The 13,679-nt window shown below is 35.3% G+C and carries 12 protein-coding genes and 1 pseudogene; 6 read left to right on the top strand and 7 right to left on the bottom strand.

The genetic code is table 11. From position 1 onward, the window contains the following. Positions 1-4 precede the first annotated feature (4 nt). The gene (locus tag ACFS6I_RS02750; RefSeq protein ID WP_380918030.1) at positions 5-310 is read left to right on the top strand and encodes a hypothetical protein; all 306 of its coding nucleotides are present in this window, start codon (positions 5-7) and stop codon (positions 308-310) included. On the opposite strand, the gene ACFS6I_RS02745 is transcribed toward ACFS6I_RS02750, so the two are convergent. After that, the gene (locus ACFS6I_RS02745) at positions 307-840 is read right to left on the bottom strand and encodes a lipocalin family protein (RefSeq protein WP_380918028.1); all 534 of its coding nucleotides are present in this window, start codon (positions 838-840) and stop codon (positions 307-309) included. The two genes, ACFS6I_RS02750 and ACFS6I_RS02745, sit on opposite strands and share 4 nt — an antisense overlap. Before the next feature lie 134 nt (positions 841-974). On the opposite strand from ACFS6I_RS02745, the gene ACFS6I_RS02740 reads away from it, so the two are divergent. From ACFS6I_RS02740 to ACFS6I_RS02730, 3 genes are all read left to right on the top strand, one after another. Continuing rightward, entirely contained in the window at positions 975-1,439 is a 465-nt protein-coding gene (locus ACFS6I_RS02740) for a DUF4268 domain-containing protein (RefSeq protein WP_380918026.1), read from the top strand. A gap of 67 nt (positions 1,440-1,506) precedes the next feature. Next, on the top strand, positions 1,507-2,301 hold the full coding sequence (locus tag ACFS6I_RS02735) for a S1/P1 nuclease (RefSeq protein WP_132772911.1): 795 nt from the start codon (positions 1,507-1,509) through the stop codon (positions 2,299-2,301). A 128-nt stretch (positions 2,302-2,429) separates the two neighbouring features. After that, entirely contained in the window at positions 2,430-4,211 is a 1,782-nt protein-coding gene (locus tag ACFS6I_RS02730) for an ABC transporter ATP-binding protein (protein WP_380918024.1), read from the top strand. Here the strand turns inward: ACFS6I_RS02730 and ACFS6I_RS02725 are convergent. Further along, positions 4,208-4,991: pseudogene (locus ACFS6I_RS02725) on the bottom strand (DMT family transporter). The gene ACFS6I_RS02730 and the pseudogene ACFS6I_RS02725 overlap by 4 nt on opposite strands. A 313-nt stretch (positions 4,992-5,304) precedes the next feature. On the opposite strand from ACFS6I_RS02725, the gene fabV reads away from it, so the two are divergent. Further along, positions 5,305-6,501: an enoyl-ACP reductase FabV gene (fabV, locus tag ACFS6I_RS02720; RefSeq protein ID WP_021188442.1), complete on the top strand. Its 1,197-nt coding sequence runs from the start codon at positions 5,305-5,307 to the stop codon at positions 6,499-6,501. A gap of 191 nt (positions 6,502-6,692) precedes the next feature. On the opposite strand, the gene purH is transcribed toward fabV, so the two are convergent. The 4 genes from purH to ACFS6I_RS02700 all read right to left on the bottom strand — a co-directional run bounded on the left by purH (position 6,693) and on the right by ACFS6I_RS02700 (position 10,643). Further along, entirely contained in the window at positions 6,693-8,219 is a 1,527-nt protein-coding gene (gene purH, locus ACFS6I_RS02715) for a bifunctional phosphoribosylaminoimidazolecarboxamide formyltransferase/IMP cyclohydrolase (protein ID WP_380918022.1), read from the bottom strand. Between the two features lie 107 nt (positions 8,220-8,326). Then, positions 8,327-8,962: a uridine kinase family protein gene (locus tag ACFS6I_RS02710; RefSeq protein WP_021188441.1), complete on the bottom strand. Its 636-nt coding sequence runs from the start codon at positions 8,960-8,962 to the stop codon at positions 8,327-8,329. A gap of 34 nt (positions 8,963-8,996) precedes the next feature. Further along, a complete protein-coding gene (locus tag ACFS6I_RS02705) occupies positions 8,997-9,881 on the bottom strand; it encodes a LysM peptidoglycan-binding domain-containing protein (RefSeq protein ID WP_380918019.1) in 885 nt (294 codons plus the stop codon). Between the two features lie 9 nt (positions 9,882-9,890). Continuing rightward, complete coding sequence (locus ACFS6I_RS02700; RefSeq protein ID WP_380918017.1) at positions 9,891-10,643, bottom strand: hypothetical protein; 753 nt, start codon at positions 10,641-10,643, stop codon at positions 9,891-9,893. 46 nt (positions 10,644-10,689) lie between these two features. On the opposite strand from ACFS6I_RS02700, the gene ACFS6I_RS02695 reads away from it, so the two are divergent. Next, positions 10,690-12,039: an NfeD family protein gene (locus tag ACFS6I_RS02695; protein ID WP_380918015.1), complete on the top strand. Its 1,350-nt coding sequence runs from the start codon at positions 10,690-10,692 to the stop codon at positions 12,037-12,039. A 63-nt stretch (positions 12,040-12,102) separates the two neighbouring features. Here the strand turns inward: ACFS6I_RS02695 and ACFS6I_RS02690 are convergent, their stop codons facing one another. Continuing rightward, a complete protein-coding gene (locus tag ACFS6I_RS02690; protein ID WP_380918013.1) occupies positions 12,103-13,668 on the bottom strand; it encodes an OmpP1/FadL family transporter in 1,566 nt (521 codons plus the stop codon). Between the last annotated feature and the right edge of the window lie 11 nt (positions 13,669-13,679).

Genomic DNA, 13,679 nt, shown 5'->3' with positions numbered 1-13,679 from the left:
GGATATGGAAAACAAGCTAAAGGAAATTTTAAAATCTGACTTTGAAAAATATATGCGTTTTGCAGTACATTCGGGCGCAGGATTTGGATTTGACATTTTCGGTGAATATGCAGTATCGGTATTAAATTTTTATGTGGGAAGTGCAATTTTAACCTATGAAAACAAGCTTGAGGCTTCCTTGTATTTGCTTGAATTATACAATAAGGGACTTGGTGGGATTATCACGGAGGAAGATCGTGAAGAGCTGGCTCGAGTTTTTGCTCAAGACCCAACTCTTGACTATGGTGTATTAAAACCTATTTTTGGCTAATCTTGTTTGGTCCAAACCAGGTTTTCGATGGCATAACCAGATTTACGCGCATATTCCAAATAGGCTAATTTAATAGCTTCAGGTATTGTTTTTTCTCTGGATAATATCCACATATAATCCAAATTGTCTCCAAAAATAAGTGCATATTGATAATCTTGATCAATTTTCACTACATGATAACCACTGTAAAATGGACCGAAAAAGGATACCTTTAAAGCTGCTTTTTTTGATGAATCAATAGGCTTTGCTTTACCGATTGACTGTTTCCATTTATTTTTTTGGTCATGAAATCCCTGATTATTTACCGCAATGCTACCATCATTATTTTTGTTATAAGTAGCAGTAACCTGTGACAGACCTTTTTCCCATTTAAAATCTAGCCGTGCTATTTCATACCACTTGCCTAAGTAACGATCTATGTCAAAAGGTTCGATGACTTTGACTTTGGATTTTACTGGTTTTAACGCATTGTAAGCGAACGTGACGGCAGCGGTAGCGGCGAGTATGAAAAGTGATTTTTTCTTATCCATAATAATGATGATTTGTTCATAAATCTGTGAGCTGTTCCTATGGGTACATGCAATAAAAACGCCAAAGTGGAGACGAATGTTTAGTCATTTATGAAAATAAAAGTAGTATTTTCGTCATTTTAAAATTTAGTACCATGTATTCAAGAGAAGAAGTAAAACAGTTGAAGGAGACTTTTTGGACCCGATTTGGACAGTATATGGCTTTAAATAACTCTGCTGATGGAGAGAAAATTAATTGGGTAAACTATAGAACCGGTATTAAAAATCTACGCTTTAAGATGGAGGCAGATAAACGCCTTTCTTTAATAGCAATTGAGTGGAGTCATCGTGACCTATCAATGCGTAAACTTATGATGGAGCAGTTTGAAGAGTACAAAACCATTCTAACAGCTATACTAGGAGAGGAATGGATCTGGGATCTGGAGATGGAAGATGAACAAGGGAAATCTGTAAGTATGATCTATATGACTATGGAGGGAAAAAGTATTTTTAAACAAGAAGACTGGCCCGATCTGATATCATTTTTCAAACCAAGATTAATTGCTCTCGATGAGTTTTGGTGTGATGCTCAATATGGGTTTGAAATTTTCAAAAGTTAATTTATTACGTCAATAGGGTTTTATTTGAGGATGTAATTTTTACCTTTGCGCTAAAATTGTATTGTTTATGAAAAATATACTAAAAAGTCTAATTGTACTCGCAATGACTTTGCAGATTTCTTCCGTATTCGCATGGGGATCTACTGGACATCGTGTCGTTGCTGAGGTCGCAGAACGTCATCTGACAAAAAAAGCAAAAAAGAATATTCAAAAAATAATTGGCAATCAGAAACTAGCTTATTGGGCCAACTGGGGGGATTTTATAAAGTCTGATCCGCATGATGAATTTAAAAAATTAGGGAATTCTCATTTTATAAATACTAATCCACACTTACCTTGGGCTGATTTTCAGTTAGCAATGGAAAATTCCAGTGAAGAAAATTTATACAAGACGGTGTTGCGCTTGGAAAAATCATTTGCAGAAAAAGAGCTATCGCTTGAAAAAAAGAAACAAAATCTATACATGCTGATCCATTTAATCGGTGATGCGCATCAGCCGATGCACGTAAGTAGAGCCGAAGATCAAGGTGGAAATAAAATTGAGGTGAGTTGGTTCGGAAAAAAATCTAATATACACCGCGTATGGGATTCAGATTTGATCGATGGTGAAAAGTATAGCTATACCGAATATGCAACGGTATTGGATATTTTGAGTAAAAATGAAGTTAAGCAAGTACAAGGTGGTACACTAGCGAGCTGGTTGTATGAGTCAAATCAGCTTTCAGATAAAATCTACGCAGATGTTGAGCTTAACGCAAACTTGTCTTATAGCTATATCTACAACAACATTTATAAAGCAGAAAATTGTATGCTTAGAGGTGGTTTGCGTTTGGCAAAAATCTTGAATGATGTTTTTGGTTAATCATTAGTCTTATAAAATAAAAAAGGGAAATGAATGTATTCATTTCCCTTTTTTATTTTCGGTATTATTGTTGTTGTCAGATTAATATAACGAATTTTCTTGTCGTTTTTATTTTTACGCCTTAATATATGACCATATCACTACTGTTCAAGAAGATAACACCATTTGCCAAGCCCTATAAAAACCTCATCTTTTATACCTTAGTTTTAACCTTGGTCGGATCTTTTGCCGCGCAGATTAATGCCTTCATCTTGAAATATACGGTAGATACTATCAGTGACTTGATGGTCGCTAAAGAACCGCTGTCTAGAGGTATGCATTTGATAGGGATTATCTCTGCTGTTCTTTTGGTAAAAGAGATTGTCTATTCCTTTATTCAGTTTGGACAGAAATTCTACGGTGAAAAACTACGTATATTTATTGCAAGAGATTTTTCACAACAGATTGTAGAAAAAATATTGACGTATAAAATGGCTTTTTATACGTCAGAAGAAAATGAAAGCGGAAAATTGCAGACACGGATTGATTCGGGAATTAGCTCGCTGACACGTTTAGTTCAGAATTTCTTTATCGATATCCTTCCTTTATTTGCGAATGCCATCGTGGCGCTCGTATGTATGTTTATGGCTAATGTGTACGTCGGATTGGTTGGGCTCGCAGTGATACCAATTTATTTCTACATCAGTCAAACACAAGCTGGAAAACTCAGTGGATTTAGACGGCAGATGCGAAAATATAGAGAATCCAAGAATAATAGAATCATTAATTTAATTGACTCTATATTGGTCATAAAATCTTTTGTACGTGAACCTGAAGAAGCAGACCGTCATGAGAAGATTCAATTTGAAATGACGGAAAATCAGATGCAAACACGAAAGACAAGTTTCATTTTTGATAGTCTGAAGAATTTTATTGAGCAGATAGCAGTTGTTGCAATTATTGTTTTAACTGCTTTTCTGGTGCTGGACAATCAGATTACAATTGGAGCGATTATGTTTCATATTATGTTATTTTCAAATGTTTCGGCTCCGATTCGTCAACTGCATCGTATCTATGATGAGGTAAATGATGCTTTAATCTACTCGGAATCTTTTTTCGAAATATTGGAGTCAGATGATTTGATTGAGGGAAGCGGTACTTTTATACCAGATAAGATAAAAGGCCATATTGTGATTGAAGACGTATCATTTGAATATCCTAACGGCACCCATGCACTAAGAGATATTTCTTTTCAAATCAAACCAAATCAGATCACAGCGCTTGTTGGATTAAGCGGTGCAGGGAAAAGTACAGTTATAAATCTTTTAGATAAATTTTATGAACCTACAGCTGGTCGGATTTTATTAGATGGAGTTGATCTTAGAAACTATGATACTAAATTTTTAAGAAAAAATATCGGTATGGTTCTTCAGCGCAACCATATTTTTAAAGGATCGATTTTTGAAAATATTGAATATGGAAAGATAGGGAGTAGTAAAGAGGAAATCGTTAAGGCAGCTAAAGAAGCTTACATTCACGAACAGATTATGGAGTTGCCTCAAGGTTACGATTCTGGAGCCCATTTGCTTTCAGGGGGGCAACAGCAACGAATAGCGATTGCCCGCTTGTTTTTGAAAAATCCTCCGATTATTTTTCTAGATGAACCTACTGCAAATTTGGATGCCATTGCTACTGAACAAATAAAAAATAGTTTGGATGCTATAAAAAAGGATCGGACGGTTATTATTATTTCTCATAGTATTTCCCAAATTATAGATTCCAATGAAATAGTGGTGATGGAAAAGGGTAGGGTAGTCGAGAAGGGCATTCATGAAGATTTATACGATCATCGTGGCACTTATTATAAGATCTTTTCTGCTATGGCTAATAGTCTTAATTTGGATAAAATTAGTAAAACATTAAATCATTAATGATTTTTGCTGTGCAGATACATTCCTACTACTACAAGTAAAATACCGGTTGTAGCCAAGTTGTTTGGGAAAGCAGTTTGCAATATGATAATTTCCCCTATTAATGTGAAAATCACTTCCATAGCCTGTGTTGCCTCAACTGCGGCAAGTGCTTTATGGTCATGTTGCACTAATTCTGTCCCTTTAAAAAAAAGTAGCGTTGCGATAACACCAGAAAATAAGGCTATTAATAAGGTCTGTAACAATTGACTTTGATCGGGAAGTCCATGCTCCTGAAAGCCAAAGAACATCAGAATAATCCAGAATGGCATGCTTGCGAGCGTCATACCCAATGTGCGCTGGTACGTGTCCAAAGAGCCTTTTGTTAAGGCCATCATTTTACGGTTACCAATAGGATAAGCAATTGCAGCTACTAGTACAGGAATAGTTCCGAGCAATATTGTTGACAACGGAGTAGATTTAGCCTCAGAAATTTGCATGACAATGATACCCAAAAAGATGATACAGGAAAAAAATAAGGTCGCTTTAGAAAAATGGCTGTTGAATTTCTTTACGTTGCATGAAATGGCCTATAAACATACCGGCAATAATGGTAAATTCAAAGGTTCCTGCGACTAACCAGGAAGGACCATAGCTTGCCCCAAATGTCAATAGAGCATAGAAAATTCCAAATCCAATTGTACTCCAGAGCAACCATTGCCCTAGATTTCTTTTCATTTCAATCAATAATTGTTTTAAATTTCCACGTATAATAACGATAAGTAACAATATCGGTAGCATCCATACAAAACGTAAAGCTGAAGACCACTGCCATCCACCTCCCGAAACTGCCATGATGCGGTTGAGGACAAAAGTGCTGGCGAAAAATAATGAGGCTAATATACCAAATGAAAGTGCTTTTGATTTAGTGGTAAGGAGCATGTTTATATAAGAATCAGGATTTGTAAATTCTAAAGTAATTAATGAATAGGACAATGTCAAGACCGATTATCTGATATGTCTTGAAAAGATATTCTTTATTTATGCATCAATTGTTACTAAAATTTGTTTATTTTGCATCCTTAATAAAACATGAGTAAGAAAATTAATCATTATGATTATACAACCAAGAACTAGAGGATTTATTTGTTTAACCTCGCATCCAGAAGGAACTGCGAAAAACATTAAAAACCAGATTGAATACGTAAAATCTAAAGGTGAAATTGCTAATGGCCCTAAGAAAGTCTTGGTCATTGGTGCATCAACAGGATTCGGTATTGCATCTCGTATTTCAGCAGCATTCGGTTCTGGAGCAGCAACAATTGGCGTATTTTTTGAAAAACCGGCAGCTGAAGGGAAACCTGGTACAGCTGGTTGGTATAATACTGCTGCTTTTGAAAAAGAAGCACATGAGGCTGGTCTTTATGCAAAAAGTATCAATGGTGATGCTTTTTCTGATGAAATCAAAAAACAAACTATAGCATTAATCAAGCAGGATTTAGGTCAAGTTGATTTAATAATCTATAGTTTAGCTTCTCCGAGACGGACACATCCAAAAACAGGTGTTTCATATGCTTCTGTTTTGAAACCGATTGATGTTCCTTTTACAAATAAAACAGTGGATTTTCATACTGGTGTGATTTCTGATATCACAATTAATCCGATTGATAATGAAGAAGATATTGCGAATACAGTAGCAGTAATGGGGGGTGAAGATTGGAAATTCTGGATTGAAGATTTAAAAGAAGCTGGTGTATTAGCAGATGGTGTTAAAACAGTGGCTTATTCGTATATCGGTCCTGAGTTAACATTCCCGATTTACCGTAACGGTACAATTGGCCGTGCGAAGGATGATTTAGAAGGTACTGTACCTGCTTTAAATGATTTATTGAAAGATATTAACGGTATTTCGTACGTTTCGGTTAATAAAGCTTTGGTAACGCAATCAAGTTCTGCAATTCCTGTTGTTCCTTTATATATTTCTTTACTATACAAAGTGATGAAAGAAAAAGGTATTCACGAAGGTACAATTGAGCAGATGCAACGTTTATTTGCAGAGCGTCTTTACACAGCTGACGGTAAAGTTCAATTGGATGAAAAAGGTCGTATCCGTGTAGATGATTTGGAAATGAGAGCTGATGTTCAAGCAGAAGTAGCTGCACTTTGGGAAAAAGCCTGTACAGAGAACCTATCAGAAATTTCTGACATTCAAGGTTACCGTGACGAATTCTTTAACCTATTTGGTTTTAATTTTGATGGTATCGACTATAATGCAGATACAAATGAATTGGTAAACGTACCAAGCATTTAAGCTGTTACTATAGCATATAATAAATAAAGGCGACCATAGGTCGCCTTTATTTATTATATGCTATTTTATGACACTTTTAAAGATTGTCGAAAATGTTTCGTTCTGCAGATTGACTTTATTTATAAACAAAAAAGAGACTGTCTCCTTATTAGGTAACAGTCTCTTCTATTTTATATGATTCAATCGGAAGATTAGTGTTTGAAATGACGCACTCCTGTCGTCACCATTGCTAATCCTTTTTCATTACACATGTCGATTGATAATTGATCTTTGATTGAGCCTCCTGGTTGAAGAACTGCTGCAATACCCGCTTCTGCTGCAATTTCAACACAGTCAGGGAAAGGAAAGAAAGCATCAGAAGCCATTGAACATCCTTTTAAGTCAAATCCGAAAGCATTCGCTTTTTCAATAGCTTGTTTTAATGAGTCAACTCGTGATGTCTGACCAACACCTGAAGTGATCAATGTGCCATTTTTAGCAAATACAATTGTATTTGATTTGGTATGTTTAACAATTTTGTTTGCGAAAAATAAATCTTCTAATTGAGCCGCTGTTGGGACAACTGTAGTAACAGCAGTCATTTGCTCAGGTCCTTCAACTGTATTGTCTTTATCTTGTTGTATAACACCATTTAACAATGTTTTGAATTGTTGTGATGGTAATTCAACCTCCTTACGAACTAGAATGATACGATTTTTCTTTGCTGTAAGAATTGCAATTGCTTCTTCTGAGTAAGCAGGCGCAATAAGAACCTCGAAAAATAAATTATTGATTTCAGTGGCAGTTTCAGCATCTACTTCACCATTAGTGATTAAAACACCACCGAACGCAGAAACAGGGTCACATGCTAAAGCATCCACCCATGCTTGTTTCATTGTAGGACGTGAAGCTACACCACATGCATTTGTATGTTTTAAAATTGCAAATGTAGGCTCCGTAAATTCATCAATGATAGCAACTGCAGCATCTACATCTACCAAATTGTTGTAGGATAATTCTTTGCCGTTCAGTTTTGTAAACATAGCATCTAAATCACCATAGAAAACACCTTTTTGATGTGGATTTTCACCGTAACGTAATACTTGAGCTTTTTGTTCCGATTGTTTGAATACATCAAGCGTATTTTCTTTATTGAAATAATTGAAAATAGCAGTATCGTAATGTGAAGAAGTATTGAAAGCAAGCTTAGCAAATTCTTTACGTTGCTCCAATGTAGTTGTACCTTCTTGATTTGCTAACATTTCCTCTAAAGCTGTATAATCATTTTTAGAAGATAGGATAACAACATCATTGAAGTTTTTAGCAGCCGCACGAATCAATGAAATGCCACCGATATCAATTTTTTCAATAATGTCTTCTTCAGAAGCTCCAGAAGCTACTGTTTCCTCAAAAGGATATAAATCAACAATGACTAAATCTATTTCCGGAATTTCGTACTGTGCTAGTTGCTGTTGATCGCTTTCTAAAGGTCTTCTCGCTAATATACCACCAAATACTTTTGGGTGTAATGTTTTTACACGGCCACCTAAAATGGAAGGATAGCTCGTTAGGTCTTCTACAGGAACTACATCAATACCTAAATCTTTGATGAAAGCTTCTGTGCCACCTGTAGAATAGAAGGTAACACCGTATTTGTTTAATAATTGAATTAATGGTGCTAAGTTGTCTTTATAATATACAGACACTAAAGCATTTTTAATCTTTACAGAATGGCTCATTAGTATAATTTGTTTGCTGGCGCAAAGATAGGTAAATAATAAGTATGCACAAACCCTTTAGGAACGATTGAAAGTAAAAAAGACTGTTCTACACAGTCTTTTTATTGTTATTTATAAATTTTATCTTTTAAATCCGCGCAGATATCATCTGTGATCTTCCAGATCGGTTCAGGATCGTCCGTATTATTGATTATAACCTGATCACAACTATTTTTGTAGGGCAATAAATATTCATTGTAAGACGGTAAAACATGATTAACCCATTTATAGCGAACATCATCTTCAAAATAACCACGCTCAATTAGATCTCGTCGCAATCTGCGTTCTAATGCGATATCTTGATTTGCATCTAAAAATATCCGATGATCGATTAATTTGTTTACTTCTGTATAATGATAGATAAACAGTCCTTCAATAATCAAAATAGGTGCTGGTTTAATTTCCAGCATCTTTGGTTTTATAGCAGGGTTATTGAATGTGTATTCTTCTTTATAAATTGTTTTTCCGTCAAATAGATCACTAATGTCTTTATAAAAAGCATTCCGGTCAATCGAAGTTGGAAGATCAAAATTATACAATTTATTTTCTTCCTGCGTCTTTGTATTTGCTGGTATGTAATAGTCGTCTTGTGAAATAAGCGTCACTTCGTCGGGACTAAAGTGTTTCAAAAAACAGTTTAGAAAAAATGTTTTACCAGAACCGCTACTACCTGCGATTCCAATGACATATGGTTTTTTATTCATTTAATATATAATATTCGAAAAGAATCGATCAGCACTAATCCTCTAAAGGAACTCCGTAAGTAATTTCGACTTGAAAGCGCTTATCCAAAGCGCCTATGTAAGCGGCTGCAGATTTTGATAAAACGACGATTGCATTGTGTGTATCTGCATTTTCATTAAATTTACCAACCACTTTAGCATAGGTCACGCTTCTTGTCATCGGATTGGTAATTTTAAGCACGGTACCTACCGCCGCAGTTTTATGTAATGCTAAATTACTGGTCCCATTTTCATTCAGCCCATCTATCCAAACGCCAATTCCACGTTCCGTTTTCTCACGAATTCCATATTTGTTAGCTGCAATAACGGGTTCTTCAATAGCAGTGGTATCTGGACCGATAAATAGCGTGTCTGGTTTTTGAGGTATATTTAAGTTACTGTTATTAGGGATTTTTAATATTTGGCCTCCGCTGATACTGTTTGACCTCAGATTATTTGCCCTCTTTATTTCTTCAACAGTTACGTCAAATTTACGTGAAATAGCATACAGAGTCTCTTGGTTACCAACTTTATAATCGATCAGTTCTTTTTGGGAGCCTTTAACTGTCGAATTCTTTGAATTGTTTGGAGTTACATAAAACATGCGACCGGTCGGGATTTTGACAATCTGGCCAAGAGCTAAAGTTTTGTTCCCATTTAATTCCGTTATTTTACCTACAGTAGTTTTATATTTTTTGCTTAACTGGTAATAGTTATCGCCTTTTTCAATTTTGAAAAGAACATATTCTTGCCCATCAATTTTTTCAACTCCGATGGAGTCTGGTGCTGCTGCAACCGTAAATGTGCTCGCTGACACATTGTTATGATTTATCGCTAACATTGCTAATGATAAGAATGCTAGTGTTTTATATGTGGTAGATTTTGATAGAATGTTCATCATGTTTTACAATTATACTAAATACGATACAAATTCTTGTTTATTGTGTGTTAAAAGAAAAATCTGACACCCAATTTGAAAATAGATTTGCACCAGTTTTAAATCCAGATCGCTAATAATTAACGTTTCATCTAGAACCTGTTTTTTATCAGAAAGCAACAATCTGATGGTATATTTTTTGTCCCGTTTTTCATGATAAGACCATAGAAAATGATCATTGCATTTACTGATCCATAGATCTTCATTATTTTTAATATGCTGCAAAAATGAAGGTTTTTGCGCATTAAATTCCAAAGGAAAGACTATATCATTTTCAAAAGGTTTAATTTCTGAAGGTACTGTGGTTAAAATTTCTTTTGAAAGAAATGAGAAATACTGTTCGAAACCTGCAGTGATATGTTGTGGACGAACATGTACATAACCATTGAGTATCCCAAGATATTGAAATTGATGGTATAAATAAGTAGTATCTGGTTTCTGATGAAATAGCATCCAAACACCTGGAGATACAGGGCTATTTTCAGAAACTTTCCTTAAAACGACAACTTGATCTTGGATAGCCGCTAAAGTCCATTCCTTTTCTGGTAGTCTAAAATGATCTAAATGCACTATACCTTTAAAATCCAGAACTGTGATGTAAGGAATAGTATTTTCAGGATCGCGGCACTCAATAGCAATTAATCTGCTTATTTCATCTATTTCTATTTTCCAGACCGGAAATCTGAAGGTTTGAGAAAATGCTTTAGAAATAGTATATTTAGACATAGCAAATGTATTAATCGCTTGTTTATTTTTTTTAATAATCTTATTTATGGAAGGCAAAATTAGTAAATCATTTTTAATAACAGTCTTTTTAAGCTTGGTATTATTCACATCAAGTTTTGCCCAAAAGATATATGTGTTTGAATTAAAGGATGATATAGGGCCAAGTGCCTGGCGTACAGTAAAACAAGTTTACGACAGCGCACAGAGTAAAAAGGTTGATTATGTATTAATGGAATTGAATACATACGGAGGAGCCTTAAATTTTGCAGACTCTATCCGGACAAAATTGCTTGACTCAAAGATTAAGACGATTGTTTATATTAATAATAATGCAGCTTCTGCAGGGGCACTGATATCCTTGGCGAGTGACTATATTTATATCCATCCGGGTGGAAGTATAGGCGCAGCAAGTGTTGTCAATGCTAATGGAGAAGTACTTCCGGAGAAGTACCAATCTTATATGCGAGGACTGATGCGCGCAACGGCAGAGGTAAAACATCGTGATCCGAAATTGGCAGAAGCTTTTGTTGATCCTAATGTATCATTGCCGTCGATAAAGCAAGATGGACAATTGTTGACGCTAACGAGCAGTGAGGCTGTTAAGTTTGGATTGGCAAAGGGTGAAGTTAGCAATCGTAATATGATCTATAAAGACTTAAATATAGTCAATGTACAAGAAACGGTTTATCGTAAGGGCACTATTGATCATATTATTAGTTTTTTAATAAATCCAGCTGTAAGTGGGGTGCTGATTTTGTTAATAATTGGTGGTATTTATGCCGAAATGCAAGCTCCTGGTTTAGGATTTGCTATTGCTGTTGCGATTGTAGCAGCATTACTTTTCTTTGCACCACTCTATATTCAAGGTTTAGCCGCAAATTGGGAAATCGCCGTCTTTATAGTAGGACTTGTATTAATTCTTTTAGAAGTTTTTGTTATTCCCGGTTTTGGAATTGCCGGTATATTAGGAATAATTTTCGTTATTTGCGGTCTGACTTTTAGTCTTGTTGCCAATGATTTTTTAGATTTTAAACTCGCTTATCCAGGTATGTTATTTAATTCATTTTTATTAGTTGTAGGAGCCATGATACTGTCGATCATATTGATGGTTATCTTTGGAAAAAATCTATTAAAGGCTCCGGTTTTTAGAAGGCTTGTTTTAAAGGAAGAGCAAAAATCGGAAGAAGGATATACCTCCTCTATTTTAAAGTCCAATTTATTGAATAAGGAAGGAGTAGCAAAGACTGTATTGCGCCCATCTGGTAAGATTGAAATAGAGGGAGTCTGGTATGATGCTGTGGCTTTGGATGGATTTATTGAAGAAGGGGAGGAGATCTATGTAGATAAGCATGAGAACTACAACTTATTTGTAAGACGAAAAGCAGAAAAGGCTTAAAGGTAACTTATACTAAAAAAGGCCTATTTCATATGAAATAGGCCTTTTTTAGTATAATAGGATCTAGAATTTTGATCCTATCGTTAACATTACATTTGTTCTGCTATTCTTAACGTCAACACTTGGACTAACCGTATTCCAGTCGCCTTCATAAGTGATTCTATAAGGATTTTCTTTATAGTTGTTGGCATTATAAACACCTGTTAGATCAAGATATACTCCACGGCCTAATTTAGCACCTAGACCAGCTGAAATGCCATAAGTTTTATATTCAGCATCTTTGTACGGATTACCATTATAATTGAAACCAGCTCTTCCGCTTAATATTTGATTAAATAATACCTCGCCACCTACGCGTACATTGAAGGCTGCCTGGTATGTGTTTTTAATATTAGCATTCATCTGCTGCTCGTTTGAATTATTATTATAAACATCTCTATAGCGCATACTTGCATAATCGACAAATTCAACTTCCGCAGTTAATAGACCGGCAGAAAAATATTGTGTAAGACCAGCTGAAAGCTTATAGGGGGTTTGTAAGTTATAGTCGTAAGAGGTGTCGTAATATTTAGATGCAAAATTATGGAATGACTTATCGGCATTTGGCTTAAAGTAGTTAATGTCTGTATAAGAGGTCGATTCATCTGTAATTGACATAAATGTAGGCGTTTTAGCCGTAAATCCTAAACTTAAAGAAGGTGTGGCTTTATAGATCATACCTAATTTAAAATCAAAACCAGATCCTTGAGTCACTTGGCCGTAATGGTCAAATAGTTCGTAGTCCACATCAACAAACTTTGCCTCTTCTCTGTCTGCCTTTAGATAGTTTGATTCAGGATTCAATGCTTTAATACCAGCTGCATCTTTTGTTATGCCGTATTCTGTAAAAACAGCAGATTTTTCATAACGGAAGTCTGTTAGGCTGAAAGTTGCTCCGATATAAAATTTATTGCTATAGTTGGAGCCAAAAGATAATGCTGTTTCAGATTTCCCACCTTTGGTCCATACTGAATTCAATTGTTCACTTCCTTTATCTTCAGCTATTGGAAAATAAAATTTACCAACTTTATCAAATGCTTGATCAAACATAAAGGATGATTTCATGTCATTTGACCATTCTTTTCCATCTTCATCAATCATTCGATCTGCATAGGCATGTGTGATCGAATTGTCACTATTCATGCCACTATAGTCTAATTTATTGTTAAAAAGATTCGTACGATTGTATGCAATACCAACATTAAAATTTAACCAGCCTTTTGTTAAGTCTCCGCCGTAACGTGTGGTCGGTAAATGAAATACAACACCACCATTATCCAAGTTAAAATTGTCTGTTTTGCTATTGGTTTTGTTACCGAAATAATTCATCTTATTTTTCCCATATTGGTAACGTAAAGTTGCAGAAGCATCAGACTGATTATAAAAACCTAAACCTGCAGGGTTTCCAGTTATAGCGCTAATATCACCACCTAATGCAGTTGAAGCACCTCCCATAGCCTTGAAACGAGCTGTTCCTCCATTGTCTCCTTGAGAAAACAAAAGTACATCTTCCGTCATTGACTGGGCCTTTGCGGTGCCAACCATACCTATAGCTAGTACACTCCCAAAAAGTATTTTTTTAATAGTCATATAGTTTTATA

This window comes from Sphingobacterium anhuiense (genome assembly GCF_042686355.1).
Taxonomy (GTDB): domain Bacteria; phylum Bacteroidota; class Bacteroidia; order Sphingobacteriales; family Sphingobacteriaceae; genus Sphingobacterium; species Sphingobacterium anhuiense.
This window is presented reverse-complemented; position numbering and strand designations above follow the sequence as displayed.